This is a genomic window from Vagococcus penaei, assembly GCF_001998885.1.
GTDB lineage: Bacteria > Bacillota > Bacilli > Lactobacillales > Vagococcaceae > Vagococcus > Vagococcus penaei.
In genome coordinates this window covers 706,608-724,347 of sequence record NZ_CP019609.1, presented here as the reverse complement: position 1 = coordinate 724,347, position 17,740 = coordinate 706,608, and the positions used below count along the sequence as shown (strand labels likewise).

Annotated in this window: 16 protein-coding genes; 8 read left to right on the top strand and 8 right to left on the bottom strand. The window is 33.3% G+C overall.

Annotation, left to right across the window (positions count from 1 at the left end):
• Window positions 1–17: 17 nt before the first annotated feature.
• A complete protein-coding gene (locus tag BW732_RS03430) occupies window positions 18–1,031 on the bottom strand; it encodes a linear amide C-N hydrolase (RefSeq protein WP_077275476.1) in 1,014 nt (337 codons plus the stop codon).
• 305 nt (window positions 1,032–1,336) lie between these two features.
• Between BW732_RS03430 and BW732_RS03425 the strand changes: the two genes are divergently transcribed.
• The 6 genes from BW732_RS03425 (at window position 1,337) to BW732_RS03400 (ending at window position 8,713) form a co-directional block, all read left to right on the top strand.
• Window positions 1,337–3,217, top strand: a complete 1,881-nt coding sequence (locus BW732_RS03425; protein WP_077275475.1) for a beta-glucoside-specific PTS transporter subunit IIABC — start codon at window positions 1,337–1,339, stop codon at window positions 3,215–3,217.
• A gap of 61 nt (window positions 3,218–3,278) precedes the next feature.
• A complete protein-coding gene (gene licT, locus BW732_RS03420; RefSeq protein ID WP_077275474.1) occupies window positions 3,279–4,127 on the top strand; it encodes a BglG family transcription antiterminator LicT in 849 nt (282 codons plus the stop codon).
• Between the two features lie 20 nt (window positions 4,128–4,147).
• Window positions 4,148–5,578 carry a 6-phospho-beta-glucosidase gene (locus BW732_RS03415; protein ID WP_077275473.1) on the top strand — a complete coding sequence of 477 codons (1,431 nt, stop codon included), beginning with the start codon at window positions 4,148–4,150 and terminating at the stop codon, window positions 5,576–5,578.
• A gap of 182 nt (window positions 5,579–5,760) precedes the next feature.
• A complete protein-coding gene (locus tag BW732_RS03410; RefSeq protein ID WP_077275472.1) occupies window positions 5,761–6,243 on the top strand; it encodes an RpiB/LacA/LacB family sugar-phosphate isomerase in 483 nt (160 codons plus the stop codon).
• A gap of 128 nt (window positions 6,244–6,371) precedes the next feature.
• Window positions 6,372–8,003, top strand: coding sequence for an ATP-binding protein (locus tag BW732_RS03405; protein ID WP_126844471.1), 1,632 nt, complete (start codon window positions 6,372–6,374; stop codon window positions 8,001–8,003).
• Window positions 8,000–8,713, top strand: a complete 714-nt coding sequence (locus tag BW732_RS03400) for a response regulator (protein WP_077275471.1) — start codon at window positions 8,000–8,002, stop codon at window positions 8,711–8,713. Before BW732_RS03405 ends, BW732_RS03400 begins: the two co-directional genes overlap by 4 nt.
• A gap of 50 nt (window positions 8,714–8,763) precedes the next feature.
• On the opposite strand, the gene BW732_RS03395 is transcribed toward BW732_RS03400, so the two are convergent.
• The 4 genes from BW732_RS03395 to BW732_RS03380 all read right to left on the bottom strand — a co-directional run bounded on the left by BW732_RS03395 (window position 8,764) and on the right by BW732_RS03380 (window position 12,286).
• Complete coding sequence (locus BW732_RS03395; protein WP_077275470.1) at window positions 8,764–9,777, bottom strand: 2-hydroxyacid dehydrogenase; 1,014 nt, start codon at window positions 9,775–9,777, stop codon at window positions 8,764–8,766.
• 26 nt (window positions 9,778–9,803) lie between these two features.
• Window positions 9,804–10,862: an AEC family transporter gene (locus BW732_RS03390; protein WP_077275469.1), complete on the bottom strand. Its 1,059-nt coding sequence runs from the start codon at window positions 10,860–10,862 to the stop codon at window positions 9,804–9,806.
• Between the two features lie 253 nt (window positions 10,863–11,115).
• Window positions 11,116–11,508, bottom strand: a complete 393-nt coding sequence (locus BW732_RS03385) for a tautomerase family protein (protein WP_077275468.1) — start codon at window positions 11,506–11,508, stop codon at window positions 11,116–11,118.
• Between the two features lie 25 nt (window positions 11,509–11,533).
• Window positions 11,534–12,286, bottom strand: a complete 753-nt coding sequence (locus tag BW732_RS03380; protein ID WP_077275467.1) for a DeoR/GlpR family DNA-binding transcription regulator — start codon at window positions 12,284–12,286, stop codon at window positions 11,534–11,536.
• 308 nt (window positions 12,287–12,594) lie between these two features.
• Here BW732_RS03380 and iolD point away from each other — a divergent pair, with 308 nt between their 5' ends.
• Window positions 12,595–14,508, top strand: coding sequence for a 3D-(3,5/4)-trihydroxycyclohexane-1,2-dione acylhydrolase (decyclizing) (gene iolD / locus BW732_RS03375; RefSeq protein WP_077275466.1), 1,914 nt, complete (start codon window positions 12,595–12,597; stop codon window positions 14,506–14,508).
• Window positions 14,509–14,638: 130 nt separating this feature from the next.
• Window positions 14,639–15,295: a hypothetical protein gene (locus BW732_RS03370; RefSeq protein WP_077275465.1), complete on the top strand. Its 657-nt coding sequence runs from the start codon at window positions 14,639–14,641 to the stop codon at window positions 15,293–15,295.
• Window positions 15,296–15,357: 62 nt separating this feature from the next.
• On the opposite strand, the gene BW732_RS03365 is transcribed toward BW732_RS03370, so the two are convergent.
• The 3 genes from BW732_RS03365 to BW732_RS03355 form a co-directional block, all read right to left on the bottom strand.
• Complete coding sequence (locus BW732_RS03365; protein ID WP_077275464.1) at window positions 15,358–15,816, bottom strand: DUF2798 domain-containing protein; 459 nt, start codon at window positions 15,814–15,816, stop codon at window positions 15,358–15,360.
• 120 nt (window positions 15,817–15,936) lie between these two features.
• On the bottom strand, window positions 15,937–16,638 hold the full coding sequence (locus BW732_RS03360) for an ABC transporter ATP-binding protein (RefSeq protein ID WP_077275463.1): 702 nt from the start codon (window positions 16,636–16,638) through the stop codon (window positions 15,937–15,939).
• 4 nt (window positions 16,639–16,642) lie between these two features.
• Window positions 16,643–17,716: an ABC transporter permease gene (locus tag BW732_RS03355; RefSeq protein ID WP_077275462.1), complete on the bottom strand. Its 1,074-nt coding sequence runs from the start codon at window positions 17,714–17,716 to the stop codon at window positions 16,643–16,645.
• Window positions 17,717–17,740 lie beyond the last annotated feature (24 nt).

Below are 17,740 nucleotides of genomic sequence, written 5' to 3'. Positions count from 1 at the left end.
GTGACTTTTTCTAATAATTAAGACGCTCTATGTTTTGTTAATGTTTTAAATGTTTCCTCAGAGGTAAATGGTAATTCACCTGTTTTACCTTTAAAATGTTTTCTAATGGAATCAAGATTGTCACAAGAAAAACTAAGTGAGCCTTCTTGTGACATAATGAATTCTCTTTTTTCAATATTATAGCCAATCCAGTAACTAGTATAGTCACTAATTGTCGGTGTATTTTTTTCAATTCCTTTTGGAATAATAACTGAATTAAACACTCGATATAAATCTTTCAATGCGGTTTTATCTTCTGGTTGATCCATTAAATGAGTTAGTAATGTAATCTTGATAAATCGTGAAGGGCTTGTATAGTCACCAGGAAGGCCCAAAAGACCAGAGCCACTTTCGATATCTTTGATTATTAAATCACCTAATTCTAACTGGTCAATGGTAAAACCAGAAAGATTGACATAATTTCGTAAATTAGTGACATGCCAGTCATATGTTGGACTATTTGTCATAGTGTGTGTCACATTACGATGAATGGTAAATTCACCATTATGGTCCGGTTCTAAAATAACCGATTCACCTGTGGTATCCATAAAGGTTAAATGAAGGGGTGCGCTACCAGGTTGTCCGGTTGTGGTCTTATCAATTACAGCCAATTGCGATGCTAGGTAAGCGACATCACCGATGGTCCGGCATTGTGCTAAAAAATAAGTGACCATTTCATTGATTGCAACAGGTTTTTTATTTTTTTTAGCTAATTCACTTTCAGTTGCTGTTGTAAATTCTTCGAAATAAAAGAGACCGCCAACTAAGCCTTCACTATTGATACCATCCATCACAGTTAAATTACCGTCTCCAAGTCCCATACCAATAAAATCATAGCTTGGTGTAATTTTTTCAGTAACAAATTGAATGGGTTCTTTTTTGCCGAAGTATTTTAGTACACCATTATTATCAAAAAAATTCATTGGAAAGTCCATAGTTCGTGCCCAATAAAAATGACCTTCTTGTGATTGAATTGCAGCATTAGTACACATTAGTAAAACATCCTTCCTTATTTAAAATTACTCGTTAATTGAACTAGATTAACTATAACACAGATTATTTAATTAATATATTTTAAACGCTTAATTTCACTTAATCATTTTATTTATATAAAACGCTTGCAAAAAATTTCTCTTGATGATATAGTGAAATCACATTAAGGATTGTTACTGCTTTTGCAGGCAAAACCTAAATTGATAAAAATAAAATCAAGGCTATTTCTGTTTTCTTGCGCTTTGGTGTATTTTTTTCAGTTTAGGTTTTTTTGTGTCTTTAACAGTATAAGGAGGAAAAGAAAATGGCAAAACAATCAAACCGAGACTTAGCACAAACTATTGTAACATTAGTTGGAGGTAAGTCGAATATTATTAGCTTAGTTCATTGTGCGACACGCTTGAGATTTAAATTAAAGGATGAATCGATTGCTAAGACTGCTGAATTAAATAAGTTAGATGGTGTCATTCAAGTCGTTCAAAGTGGAGGTCAATATCAAGTTGTTATTGGGAGTCACGTGAGTGAAGTATTTGAACCGATTATCGAATTAACTGGTCTTGATAACAATGACACAGTAGTTTCTGAAAAACAAGGTGGCAATGTATTAAATAAGCTAGTCGATATTATATCTGGGATTTTCACTCCGTTTTTAGGAGCACTAGCCGGGATTGGAGTTTTAAGAGGATTTTTAACATTAGCGACAGTGACACAGTTATTATCTGTTGATTCAGGAACATACAAAATTTTATTAGCGGCATCCGATGGCTTTATGCAATTTTTACCGATGGCAATTGCGATTACAGCAGCGAAAAAATTTAAAGCGGATCCTTTTGTTTCATTGGCAATTGCGTCGGCGTTAGTTTATCCAGAGATTACAGCTAATGCGACAACAGGGATATTAAATTTTTTCGGGCTACCTATCATTATGGCCCCCACAGGATATATGCAAACGGTTATTCCAATAATTTTATTTGTTTGGGTCCAGTCATATGTTGAAAATTTTGCTAAAAAGATTTCACCTAGTTTCTTAAAAATCATTATGGTCCCATTGGTGACGATTTTAATTATGGTACCTCTAACATTTGTTGCTATCGGACCTTTAGGAACTATCTTTGGGACAGTTTTAGGCAAAGGATACGGTGCTATCTTTGGTTTTAGTCCAATTCTAGCTGGTCTAATTATGGGAGGCTTATGGCAAGTATTTGTAATGTTTGGTATGCATTGGGGACTAATTCCAATTGCTCTAAATAATTTAACAGTTAATAACTTTGATACAATGACACCAATGTTATTAGGTGCTGTTATTGCACAAGCGGGTGCTTCTTTAGCGGTCGCTATACGTACTAAAAATCAAAAACGTAAAGCCTTAGCTATTTCGGGCACACTAACCGCCTTTTTTGGTATCACAGAGCCGACTGTCTACGGAGTAACACTACCACTGAAAAAACCATTTATAGCAGCTTGTATTGGTGGTGCTGTGGGAGGCGCAATTATAGCTGGTAGTGGTGTGAAAATGTTTACTGGTGGTTTAGTTAGTTTGTTAAGCATTCCAGGTTTTATTAGTACTATTGATGGTGTTGAGTCAAGTGTAGTTATGGGCATTATTGGGACAATTATTGCTTTTATTATTGCGTTTATTTTAACGTTAGTTTTAGGCTTTGATTTAGAAAAAGAATCAGAATCAGTTAGCAGCGAAGGAGACAGTAAAATTACAGTTAAAAGTGATAGTAAAAAAACAATGATTCAAGCACCGATGACTGGAAAAGTGATTAAATTAACTGACGTTGAGGATGATGTTTTTTCATCAGGTGCGTTAGGTAAAGGTGCTGCTATTGAACCAACTAGTGGAGAATTAAGAGCACCAATTTCAGGTGTTGTTACAACGGTCTTCCCAACAGGTCATGCGATTGGGATTACTTCAGATGATGGAATCGAAATTTTAATGCATATTGGCATGGATACCGTCGAACTAAATGGTGAAGGTTTTGAGATTCAAATAAAAGAAAACGATAAAGTTCAACCTGGTGATTTATTGGTTAAGGTTAATTTAGACCTTATTGAGGAAAAAGGTTACTCGACAGTGACACCTATTATCATCACTAATACACCAGAATTTATAGATGTACTTGATTTCGATCAGAACGATGTAGTAAGTGGTGAAGATTTATTAACGGTCATTAAATGAAAGAAAGAGTCCCTAAAACCAATGATTATGTTATACTTTAGACAAGATAAGGAGGTCGTAAATGTATATTATTAACAAGGTTTTAAATAATAATGTTGTTATCTCTTATAATGAAAAAAACGAAGAAATTATTATCATGGGAAAGGGACTCGCTTTTGGAAAAAAAACTAATGATGAAGTAGATCCTATAAAAATCGAGAAAATTTTTTCCAATCATCAAGCCGTTAATTTTTTAGACATGGAGCGGTTATTTCAAGATGTCGATGAACGAATTATTGATATATCGAAAGAAATTGTTTTAATTGCTGAGCGCGATTTAGCTCATCAATATTCAGATAAAACCTATTTAACACTAATAGATCATATTAATTATGCTGTGAAACGCTATGCTGAGGGGATTACAATTCCTAATCCATTGTTACTAGAAATTAAAAAGTTTTATCCGGGGGAATATCAAGTTGCACTAAAAGGCTTAAAATTATTAAAAAATCAACTTGATATTAATTTTAGTAACGATGAAGCAGGATTCATTGCCCTACATCTTGTCACTAATAATTTAGGACAAAAAACAGTCCAAGAAACAATCAAAGCAACGGGAATGGTTCGTGATATTTTGGCGATTATTCGACGATATTTTGGAATTGATTTTAATGAATCTTCCTTAAATTACACGCGAATGGTCACGCATATTCAATATTTTGTTCAAAGAATTTTAATGGAGACAACATTTAAAGAGCAGGATGATTTTTTATATGAATTAATTCAGAGTAAATACCCTAAAGCCTTTCAATGTAGTCTACGTGTCAAAGACTATTTAGAAAAAAAACATGCAATTAAAGTAGACGACTCTGAGTTAATTTATTTGGTTATTCATATTAACCGAGTAGTTGATGAATTTGATAAAAAATAATATTGGAGGTACGGAGAATTATGGCATTTAGAAAAGATTTTTTATGGGGTGGCGCAACTGCTGCTAATCAGTGTGAAGGTGGATATAATTTAGATGGGCGTGGATTAGCTAATGTTGATTTAGCACCAGTAGGTAAAGATCGCTTTCCTGTAATTACTGGTGAGATGCAAATGTTTAATTTTGACGAGGAACATTTTTATCCAGCTAAAGAGGCAATTGATATGTACCATCATTATAAAGAAGATATTGCATTATTTGGTGAAATGGGTTTTAAAACCTATCGTTTATCGATTGCTTGGAGTCGGATTTTTCCAAATGGTGATGAAAAAGAACCAAATGAAGCCAGTTTAAAGTTTTATGAAGATTTGTTTAAAGAATGCCATAAATATGGAATCGAACCACTTGTAACGATTACACATTTCGATTGTCCAATGCATTTGGTAAAAGAATATGGAGCTTGGCGCAATCGAAAATTAGTTGGCTTTTATGAAAATTTATGTCGTGTGATTTTTAAACGTTACAAAGGTTTAGTTAAATATTGGTTGACTTTCAATGAAATTAATATGATTTTACATGCACCATTTATGGGTGCTGGCCTTTATTTTGAAGCAGGTGATAATAAAGAGCAAGTTAAATATCAAGCAGCTCATCATGAATTATTAGCGAGTGCAATTGCGACTAAAATTGCTCATGAAGTTGATCCAGAAAATCGAGTAGGCTGTATGTTAGCTGCTGGAGCCAATTATAGTTATACATGTAAGCCTGAAGATGTTTGGGCAGCTAAAAAAGCTGATCGAGAAAATTATTTCTTTATTGATGTTCAATCACGAGGAGAATATCCAGCATATGCTTTGAAGGAAATGGAGCGAGCAGGTATTCAAATTGTTATGGAAGATGGCGACTTAGAATTATTGAAGGCTCATACTGTTGATTTTATTTCTTTTTCTTATTATTCTTCTCGTGTTCAAACAACAGACCCTGAATTACTAGAGCAAACAGCTGGAAATATCTTTGCATCAGTTAAAAACCCTTATTTAGAAGCAAGCGAATGGGGTTGGCAAATTGATCCATTGGGTCTAAGAATTACAATGAATGACTTATATGATCGTTATCAAAAACCATTATTTATTGTAGAAAATGGTCTGGGAGCCATTGATGTTCCTGATGAAAATGGTCATGTAGTAGATGACTATCGAATTAGTTATTTGGCAGCGCATATTCAAGCGATGAAAGATGCGGTTGAACAAGATGGAGTTGATTTATTAGGGTATACGACATGGGGCTGTATTGATTTAGTTAGTGCTGGAACAGGAGAAATGAAGAAACGTTATGGCTTTATCTATGTCGACCGTGATAATGAAGGTAATGGGACTTTAAAACGCTCTAAGAAAAAATCATTTGACTGGTATAAAAAGGTTATTGCCACAAATGGTGAAGACTTAAGTAATTAATCAAACTAAATTGAGACTATCCTAATAACAAAGGATAGTCTTTTTTTATTAAAATATTTTTAAAATAGACTAATTTTTATTAAAATGTCCTTAAAATTAGTTTTTTATCAAGATATCAATTTAAAAAAGCGGTAAATAGTTATATAGTTACAGTGAAAGTAAAATTTTATCTAGGAGGTCATATGATGAAAATAGTAATAGGTGCTGATCCATTAGGTTTTGATTTGAAAAATACTGTAAAAGAGCTTTTAGAACATGAAGGACATGACGTAATGGATGTTTCAACTAATGATCCCATTGAATATCAATCTGTTGGATTTGAAGTTGGTAAACGAATTGCGTCAAAACAATTTGATTATGGTTTTATCTTTTGTGGTACTGGAATGGGTGTTAGCTTAGTTGCAAATAAATTTACTGGTGTGTACTGTGCACTGTGTGAAAGCATTGAAACAGCCACACTTTCTCGTAAAATTAACAATGCCAATATTTTAGCAATGGGTGGATTAGTTGTCACACCATATATGGCTAAAAAAATGGTTCAATCATTTTTAACAACCGACTTTTCTTATGGATTTGATCATTCTGATCCAGATACTTTAAGATGTGGTTATGAAGCAGTTCAACAATTAGAAAAAGAGATTCAAGTGATTAATCAAAAAAATTAAGTGATTTTAAATAGACCGAAATCAAATTAACTGATTTCGGTTTATTTTTTTTGTTATAATGAGGATTGTTAGTTGACTTAATTAGATACAATACGACAAGTTATAGAAAAATAGGAATGGATGAATAGATGTTATTAATTAAAAATAAAAAATCACGCTTTTCTTTACAGGCCACAATTATTTTGATTGTTGTTTGTTCAACACTTGTATCATTAATTGCCTCAATGTTTTTAATTAGACATTACGTGGTGGAACAAGAGTATCGCCATACAAAAGACAAAATCAGTGTTGTGGCAGATATTGTTGCGCAAGAGGACGGTATTGTTCAAGCTCTAGAAAATCGAGAATCAACGGTGGATGTTCAAGCATTAACAATGGGAATTACAGATATCACACAAGTTGATTTTGTAGTTGTCGTGGATACAGACATGCTAAGACTATCACACCCAGATGCTAATGTAATTGGCAAACCTTTTTCAAACCCAGCGGATATTCAAGAGGCATTAGATGGAAAAAAACATTTTTCCATTAAAAAAGGTATTCTAGGTGAAGGTATTCGTTACTTTGTTCCAGTTTATAGCTCTTCAGGTGAGATTATTGGGGTTGTGTGTGTAGGGTTGACGATGAAAACAATTAACCTAGATATTAAGAATGCACAAAATACTATTTTTATTGGTATTCTTTTGGGATTAACTGTCGGGGTGATTGGGGCAATTTTTTTAGCGAAGAAGATTAAAAAAGTTTTATTTGGTTTGGAACCAATAGAAATTGCTGAAGCAATGAGGGAAAAAGAGTTGGTAGAAAATGAAATTACTGAAAGTATTATTGCCATCGATCAGCAAAAACGCTTAATGCTAATTAATAAAGAAGCCTATCAGTTAGTAGCGAAGATAGATGATACATTACAATTAAAAATAAAAGAACCAATTCCTACAGTCTTATACGATTTATTTTTTTCTGAGGTTTTTATTCAACAAGACCGGTTGATGAATCAGACGATTTCGGCTAATTCGCTAGATTTAATTGCAAATATGTCTCCAATTTATGCGGAGAATGAATTTAATGGTGCAGTAGTCACATTTCGTGATGAATCAGATATGAGTCAACTCATTCATCAGTTAAGTGGGACTGAGCAGTATATCGACTCTTTACGAGCCCAAACCCATGAATTTATGAATAAAATGCAAGTGATTATGGGAATGATTGAGTTAGGTCAATATCAAGAAGTATCAGTCTTTATTCAACACTTACATTCTAACTATAAAGCGGAAGTAGGTTACATTACTGATAAAATTAAGACACCAGCTATTGCTGGATTTTTACTTGGAAAAGTGAATGAAGCTAACGAACAAGGAATTAAGTTTATTATTAATGACAAGTCGTTTTTACCTAATTTACCAATCGATGATAATAGTCACTTTTTATTACAGATACTAGGAAATATTATTAATAATGCTTTTGATGCCGTAAAAGGCGTTGAACTGAAAGAAGTCACTTTACTACTAACTTATGATAATGAAGGTGAAATTGTCATGATGAGCGTTACTGATACAGGGCCAGGAATTGCTAAAGAGATTCAAGATAAAATTTTTGAGAAGAAGTTTTCAACGAAAGCGGAACAGCGAGGTTATGGTCTTTATTTAGTTAAGAAGTCTGTCACAGCTCGAGATGGAATTATTGACGTGTCAATAGATGACACAGGGAGAACGCATTTTTATGTGGAATTTCCAATTATAAAAGGGAGTGAAGATACAAAATGAACGTCTTAATTATTGAAGATGATCCAATGGTTGCCTCGTTAAATCATCAATTTGTCACAAGAGTTTACCCAAATGCACTAGTTAACAGTGTTCAAAAAATTGAACTAGCCCGTCAACTGGTTAAAGGAAAAAAAGTCGATTTATTATTATTAGACGTTTATTTGCCTGATATGTTGGGCACAGATTTCTTATTGGAATTATATCGAGAAAATATATCAATTCCAGTCATTTTGATTACTGCTGCTGATGATCATCAGACGGTCAAGCATGCTCTTGATTATCGAGTAATCGATTATTTAATTAAACCATTTACATTTGAACGCTTCAAAGTAGCCTTTGATAAATTTTTGGCTTTACACCAAGTATCACAGCAGAGTGGGCCGACAACGCAAGCGACACTTGATAAGTTTTTTAACCATCAAGTTGATGAACCAGTTAATCAGTTTAAGTTGCAACATTTACCTAAGGGTCTTTCACGGCCGACCTTGACAAAAGTTGTCCAGCAAGTCGACATTATGCATGTCCCTTTTTCGACTGAAGAATTGGCTAAATTGATTGATTTATCGCGTATTTCAACAAAAAAATATATTTTATTTTTATTGCAAATCGGCTACTTACAAGAAACAATGGAATATCGTGAAATTGGTCGTCCGATAACGCTCTATTTGAAAAATCAGGAACACGAAAAAAGTATTCAAGATTATATTTAAAAAGCACGTCTAAAGTCTTTTTGTCTTTAGACGTGCTTTTTAATGTTGGTCTATTTAGTTGGTAATTCCACTTTATTTTTTGTTTCGCCAGTTGTTAAGATATCATTGAAGTTTTCAAAACTTGTCTCAATCATATTTGATAATGCTTCATCAGTATTTGATCCGACGTGCGGAGTAACTAAAACTCGTGGATACATTGACACTAATTCATCAACTACTTTATTTGGTAAAGCTTCATTCGGTCCAAATTCTTTAAAGAAAATTGTTTGCTCATTCGCAAAAACGTCTGTTCCGAAACCTTTTAATTTATTCGCTTTTAAAGCAGCAAGGATAGCTTCGTCATCTTGTAACTCACCACGTGCTGTATTAATTAAGATAGCATCATCTTTCATTTTTCCTAAAAAGTCAGCATTAACCATTTTGTCGTTTTGACCTGGGAAATAAGGGACGTGTAAGCTAACGATGTCGCTTTCTTTTAGTAACTCATCAAGCTCTTTAAACTCTAAGACTTCTTTGGCAGCATCACTTTGGTAAATATCGTAACCAATGACTTTAGCACCTAAACCTTTGAAAAGTGTTGCTTCAGTTAAGCCAATACGTCCAGTTCCGATGATACCAACCGTACAGTTACGAATTTCTTTACTAAACATGTTGCTATCAACCTTGAAATTTTTCTGAGCTGTTCGATTAGTTGTATAAGCAGTTGCACGTAGTAACATCATTGCTAAAGTTAATGATAACTCAGCGATAGCATTTGGCGAATAAGATGGTACACGAGCAACTTGCATGTTATAGTCCGCAGCTGCTTCTAAATCAATATGGTTAAAACCAACAGTCCGTGTAAAGACATATTTAATACCTTGTTCTGCCATTTTTTGGATATTTTCTCGGTTAGCTAAACAATTACCACGTAATAGTACAGCATCACATCCGTTAAATGTGTCAGCATTATCTGCTGTTAATAAGTCTTCAATTAAAACTAAATCATATCCGTAAGTATTTAATTTTTCAAAATAAGGTTTTTCGTTTGGTCGTACGCCATAACAAGCAATGCTAAAAGTCATTTAAATCGTCTCCTTAAGTTTAATAGTTATCCAAATATTCCAGTTTTACTAATAATTTCTAAAATTACAATCCAAATTGGCATCATTACGACAGCCATAATGGTTGATACAAGTGAAGCATTTGATGCTAAAATAGCTTCTTTATCAAAGCTAATTGCGTAAGCTGCAGCAACTGTCGCAGTTGGTGTAGCCATCATAATAACAATTGTTGCTAGAGCTTCAAAACTAACAGGTAAAATGTTTGTCATTGTTAAAACTGTTAATAAAACGATATTAAGTGCAGGTACTAAGATAACTTTACATACACCATAGAACCAAGAAGTTTTATCTGATGCTGCATCTTTAAAGCTAACTTCACCTAATGTTGAACCAATTGCTAACCAAGCTAACGGTGAACATAAACCAGCTAGATAAGTCATTGGTTTAAATAACCAGACAGCAGTTTGATCAATTCTTAAGAAAGCAACTTGTTGCGCAACGCCTTCAGCATTTGTTACAGTAACTTGTGGTAAATAGCCCTGGAATACCCAAATGAATAAACCAGCAAATGTCGCTAAGACAATAGGGTTTAAAAACATTGTTTTAATATTTTTTAGTTCCATTTTTAATCCACTCATTTTAATGTAACCATATGAGTATAAGAAGATACGATAACCAATATTGAAGATAGAAGAGAACATAACGCCAACAGGTCCGTAAATTGCACTAACAATTGGAATACCAAAGAATGTTGTTGAACCAAAGATGGTTAATACACGTAAAGTATCTTGTTTGTCACCTTTGTATTTCATAAATAATGGCTTAGAAACAATAATTAAAATAATATAAATGACAATTCCCCAAATTAAAACGTTCATACCTTGTTTTAATGTGTTACTATCAATATCTTGCATAAAAGCATTGAAGGCTAATGCAGGTAAGGCAACGGTTAAGACCACTTTAGATAAAATTTTTCCGACTTGGTCATTAAAGATACCTTTTTTTCGACAAAAGAAACCTAACAAAATAATAAAAACTGTAGATGTAATTGCACTAATAATTGCCATATCTGTTAAGGTTGTTTTTAATATCTCAACAAAATTCATAATTTTTCCTCCATAAATGTGTGATAAATCACAAGATAATTTAAAATCAAACACGGCCGTGTCTTACTTACAAAATAATCATATACTAACATTGTGATATTTTGAATAATATGTAACTAAGTGAAACTTATGTAACTTAAGTAAGTGATTTTTTTCACATTATTAGAGGGTTTTTTTTATAAAAAAAGTCTTACTGTAAAGTTGCGAAGATAACCTTACAGTAAGACTTATATTTACTTATATTTACTTATATTTACGATAGGTCACCCGTTAAAAATTGGGCTTGTCCAAAAGCAAAACTCCAGTCATCATCTGAATTGATGACGAAATTAACCATAATATCTTCAGGAGCAAGCGCCAGTTGTTCAGCAAGTTCTTTCTGAAGATTTTTATAAAGTGTTACTTTTTGTTCTTGTGTTCTTGGACGACTAACAATGGTAATTAGAACTTGTTTTTCTGTTCGAGAAAAACCTAATCCAGTATCTTCCATGATTAATTCATATGGTTCATGTTGTGTGACAACTTGATAACGATCACCTTCTGGAATATCAAGTGCAGCAACAAAGACTTTATGAGATATATCTAGTAATTGTTTTATTTCTTCAGGTGTACGTCCTTTAATTAAATCAAATTTGACTAATGGCATAAATAAAAACTCCCTTAACTATAGTTTATGTAGTGATAACATCAATGTGTTTTTCTTTAAATAATTGGCGATCAGCATCTGTAAATTCTTTATCAGTGATAATCGTATTGACTTTTTCGATAGGTGCGTAAGTGAATAATGTTGATTTATCAAATTTCGTGTGGTCAATTAGCAACGTAATATCTTCAGAGATATCTGTAATATGCTTCTTAATTTCATACTCCATGATATCAGAGTTCATCAAACCACTATGAAATGAAACAGCAGTAGCTGCCATGAAGGCTTTTGAGACATTATAGCGATTGACTAACTCTTCTGGATTAATACCAACGAATGATCTTGTTTTTTTCTTGAAAATATTGCCTAAAATAAAAATTGAAACATTTTTTAATTTTTCGGATTTTAATAAAACGTCAAGACTATTTGTCAAAATAGTGACATTAATTGATTCATCTAAATAATCTAAAATATATTTTGTGGTCGTCCCAGAATCAATGTAAATTAAATCATTGTCTTTAATTAGCTTTGCAGCTTCTTGGGCAATTCGTTTTTTTAGTTCTTTATTTTCAACGCTACGATTTTCAAAGGGTACAAGTTTATTTTGTTTGACACTCACACCACCATAGACTTTTTCAAAACGTGGATCATCTAAAAGTTTAGTTATATCACGTCTCACAGTATTCATTGAGACATTAAAATGGTCTTCAAGTTCCTTTAATGAAACGTGCTGTTTTTCAATGATATATTCTTTCATTAATTCACTTCGTTTAGCCTTCATAAATTAACCTCCTTGCTTATTTGAATTATTGTAACATGAATCAAAAACTTCCTCAATAATTGTCAAAAACTTACTCATTATCCTGAGTAATTATAATGATTTATTTATTAAGTAGGAAAATTGAAAAATTGGTAAACTACTATAGATGGATTATCAAAGAGTATTAATCCATTTAAATAGCTAAGTTATCTATTTAATATTATCAATATAATCAAAATAATATTAAATATATTGACATTATACCATAAAAAACTTAAAATATAATCAAAAGATAACCAAAAATTAAAAAGACTAAGGGAGATAACAACATGAGTCGAACAATTAGATTAACTACAGCCCAAGCCTTAATAAAATTTTTAAATCAACAATATATTTCAATTGATGGGATAGAAAAGCCATTTGTCAAAGGAATTTTTAATGTTTTTGGCCACGGGAATGTTTTAGGGATTGGTCAAGCACTAGAACAAGATCCGGGACACCTAGAAGTCATTCAAGGAAAAAATGAACAGGGTATGGCACATGCAGCTATGGCTTTTAGTAAGCAAAAGTTACGTACAGAAATTTTTGGTGTGACTGCTTCAGCTGGACCTGGCTCAGCGAATATGATTACAGCAGCAGCAACGGCTTATGCAAATAATATTCCTGTTTTATTTTTACCCGCGGATACTTTTGCGACAAGACAACCTGATCCAGTTTTACAACAATTAGAATTTGATACGAATGGTGCAATGACAACAAATGATGGATTTAAAGCTGTTTCAAGATATTGGGATCGCGTTCAGCGTCCTGAGCAACTAATGTCTAGCTTAATTCGTGCGTTTGAAGTTATGACAAACCCTGCGACTGCTGGACCTGCAACTGTGTGTATTTCACAAGATGTTGAAGGTGAGGCATATGATTTTGATTTAGAATTCTTTAAAAAACGTGTACACTTTGTGGACCGTCGTGTACCAACTGAACGTGAATTACTTGCAGCAACCGAACGAATCAAAGCAAGTAAGCGACCTGTTATCATTGTAGGTGGAGGTGCACGTTATTCAGAAGCAGGAGAAAGTCTAAAAAAATTCTCAGCTGAATTTAATATTCCTTTAGTTGAAACGCCTGCTGGGAAATCAACAGTAACAGCTGATTTTTCAAATAACTTAGGTGGTACAGGAATCTTAGGTACGTCAGCTTCTAATAAAGCCATTGATGCTGCCGATTTAATTATTGGAATTGGTACACGTTATTCTGACTTTACAACATCATCAAAAACGGCATTTAACTATGACCAAACGAAGTTTTTAAATATTAACGTGAGTCGTCCACAAACGTACAAATTTGATGCCTTGCAAGTTGTTGGAGATGCAAGAGAGTCGATTGATGCACTTTATCAACGATTAACTGGGTATCAGTCAGAATTTGGTGATAACTTAGCAACTTGGAAAGCTGAATGGTTAGTCGAGCGCGAAAGATTACATAATATCAATTTTAATCGAGAATCATTTACACCAGAGATTTCAGGCCAGTTTACACAAGATATAATGAATGAGTACGCTGATGCTTTAAACACAGAGTTTGCACAAACTGATGCATTTATTACAATTAATGATACTGTTGCTCCGGATAGTATTCCAATTGCTTCTGCTGGATCATTACCAGGTGATATGCAACGATTATGGAACCCAGTTGTACCAAATGCGTATGACTTAGAGTATGGTTACTCATGTATGGGGTATGAGGTAAGTGGTGCTTTAGGAGCTAAGATAGCTAATCCAAATCGTGAAATTTATGCGATGGTTGGTGATGGTAGTTTCCTAATGCTTCATAGTGAGTTAATCACGTCAATGCAATATGGTTATAAAATTAATGTAATGTTATTTGATAATTCTGGCTTTGGATGTATTAATAATTTACAGATGGGTAATGGTAGTGGTAGTTTTAACTGTGAATTTAGAACAATTGACAATCAAATTATGGCAATTGATTATGCTAAAGTTGCAGAAGGCTACGGTGCGAAAGTTTACCGAGTAGCTAACCGAAAAGAATTAATTGCAGCGATTGAAGATGCTAAAACACAAACGGTTTCTACCTTAATCGATATCAAAGTATTACCAAAAACAATGACAGATGGCTATGGTGGCTGGTGGCATGTTGGTGTTGCTGAAGTATCAGAAAAAGAATCTATCAAAGAAGCCTTCAAAGCAAAAGAAGAAAAACTAAAACAGGCTTGGAAATATTAAACAATAGAAAAGTGGGTAAAGATGGAGACAAGCGATTGCATGTCTCTATCTTTTTTTGAAAACATATTAAACAAATAGTTCGTAAAATATGTTATACTAAATGAAAAAATTTCACCAAGGAGCAATTAATATGGTAATCACAGCAGACTATTGGGAGAAATCGGAAAAGTTAGTACATACTTGGTTTTCAGTCGGATTAATGGTTATTTCTGTTATATTGTTACTATTATTTTTTGCTGCTATGTACAGCCATGGTAATTGGCGTAAACGATGTATGCTGGGCATAGTAGTTATTAGTGCACTCAGTGTGGTTACAGTTTTTATAGGTAAATATTATGTTAATGATTATTTAGCTGTAGCTAAAAATGCCAACCTGGTGAATCGTCAAGTCGAATGGCGACCAAACGGTTATCACTACATTGGCGATCGTCGTGGATCAAAAGTCTTAATGGTTGATATTGAGCGGACTAGCCGGTTACCCTTTTATCAAGTTGAGAACGAGAAATTGACTAATGTCACTTATCTTGGATCAGATGATTATCGCTATTTTTTAAAAATAAAAAATTATATCTATGGCGTTTCTAAAAAGGAATCACGTGTCAAGGTAAGTGATACTACGAATCAAGTTATTATTAAACGCGAGTGGGCAAAATTGACAGATGACTCATTTGAAAAAATTGGCTTTCTACCTAAAATTGGTCCAGCGATTGAGGAAGTGATTATTCCATCAATATCTGAGTCTAAAAGTTATAATCCAGGTATGAAGGTTTACGACTTGCCACTTTAACAAAAATTAAAAAAGTCCCGCAACAACAGGTTTATCAGCTATTGTGGGACTTTTTGACTGGTTTAATTATTTTCAGGTTGTTTGCTTTGAATCAATGCGAGTATTTTCCTAGAAAATGGACCAACAATGACTAATTGAAGTGGTAGAGCAGCAATTAGATTGACTTTCCATGCTGTAATATAGTTGGTTAGTAAGCTATTTGATAGACCATTCTCCATAATCACACCAAATAGTGACATACAAGTGACCATCCCGATTACCATTAGACAAGTAATCGTTAAAATAAGTTGAAGTGGCTGATTTTTATTAATTGGTAATGAAAAAGCAATCTGTTTTGCAAAGCGACCGATAATAAACATATCTAAGAGTAACGCAACAATGAATCCAGGAACAAATCCTGTAATAAAGTTTGAGAAGGTCAGTGCGTCATGTAGCGCTAAGTTATATATACTCATTCCCAAAACCATCAAAAAACACATTAAACTAGTAAATATCAAGCCTTCTTTTGGATTAGTTGGCAATTTAAAACAACTCCTTAATGATTTTATTTAACAGATGTTAGCGTAGCATAATTAAAATTTTTTCGTAAGTAAAAAATAAAAATCTCCAGCTCTTTTTACAGAGACTGGAGATTTTTTTTATTAATCGTCAAGTTTTTTAGGTTTGAAATCTTTTACTTGAACTAATTTTCCGTCATTCATCTCAAATAGTTTATCGCTCCACTCAATCATCCGTTGATCATGAGTAACCATGACAGTTGCTTTCTTTTTCTCATGAGCTTCACGAACGAGTAGTTTAACGACATTATAAGCATGTTCCGTATCTAAACTAGCTGTTGGTTCATCTGCTAAGATTAAGCTTGGATTATTAAATAATGCTCGTCCAATGGCCACACGTTGGCGTTCCCCACCTGATAAATCTCCAGGATAACTTTTTTTAAGCTCAAGTATGCCAAGTGTTCGTAATGTCTCATCAATTTTATCCGTATCGTGGCTTGATTTTTTGACTTTATCGACTAGTTTAAATTGTTCCTCAACAGTTAAGAAAGGAATTAAGTTAGATGATTGTAAAATAAAGCCAATCTCCTTAAAGCGTAATTCTGACCGACGTTTTTCAGGTAAGTCAGAAAAGTCATTACCATTGATAAAGATAGTACCTGAAGTAGGTGTCTGTAATCCACCCGCAATGGTTAAAAAAGTACTTTTACCAGAACCAGATGGACCAATAACACTGATAAATTCACCTTCATTCACTGTAAAATCTAACCCTTTAAGTGCAGTCACTTCATTATGACCTTTACCAAATTTTTTAACGATTGATTTCATTTCTAAGATTGGTTTCATGTGATTACCCTCCGATTGCGTTGATTGGATCAACTTTTTTAACTGTAATAATGGAGAAGACCCCACCAATGATTGACATAACGATTAAAACAATACCATAGATGATCCATTGTGTTAGATTAACAGCAAATGGCATAGCTTCTGGTAAAACAAATTGAATAGCATAGCTTAAAACCCCAGCAATTGCGACACCGATAACGCCAACCAAGAATGATTGAGCAACAATGGCTTTGGAAATAAATGTATTACTAATTCCTTGAACTTTCATTACGCCAAAGACTGCTGTTTTTTGTAGTGTAATAACGTACATAAAGATACCGATGATTGCTACCGCAATAACAAATAAGAAATAAATCATGGCATCAAGTGTTAATTTTTGCTCTGTATAACCAGGTAAACTTTCAATGAATGTTTGACTAGACATTTTATCTAGTTTGTCATCTGTTAAAGTTGTTTTGTCTGCATCAGATAAAACAGCGTTGATTGGATAATTGTCATTATTTTTAAACGTTTCTTTACCAAATTTTAAAATAGTTGCTGTTTTAGTGGTTGTGTATAAAACTGGCGTTGCTAGATAGTAAGATGTTGGGAAAATTCCGACAACAGTTAGTTCAGTATTATCTGAACCAATGGTCATTTTATCCCCCAGTTTGTATCCTTTATCAGCGATATTTTCCGAAATAATAATGTCACTATCAGACTTAAAACTATGTCCAGAAGATAGCTTAGGTAAAAAGAACGCATCTTTTTCTGTACCGAAAATGGAAATATTGTCTTTACCACCAGAATCAGGTAGTGCTAATGCACCACTGTAAATTGTTAATGGTGCTTTTTTTGAACTATCTACGGAATCTAAGTCTTTCAATGTCAGTTGTGATGCTGAAAGCACCCGGTTTGATTCATTGGTTAAGACTACTGATTTTGCATTCCAGTCATTGACGACTTGACTAAATTCTTGTGACAAACCATTTGCTAGTCCAGATAACATAAAAACCATCAAACTAATTAAAAACATAATGCCAATAATTAATGAGTATCTCAGTTTAGAATAACTCATTTCTTTTAATGCTAAAAACATCAAATCACTTCTTTCTATAATTTA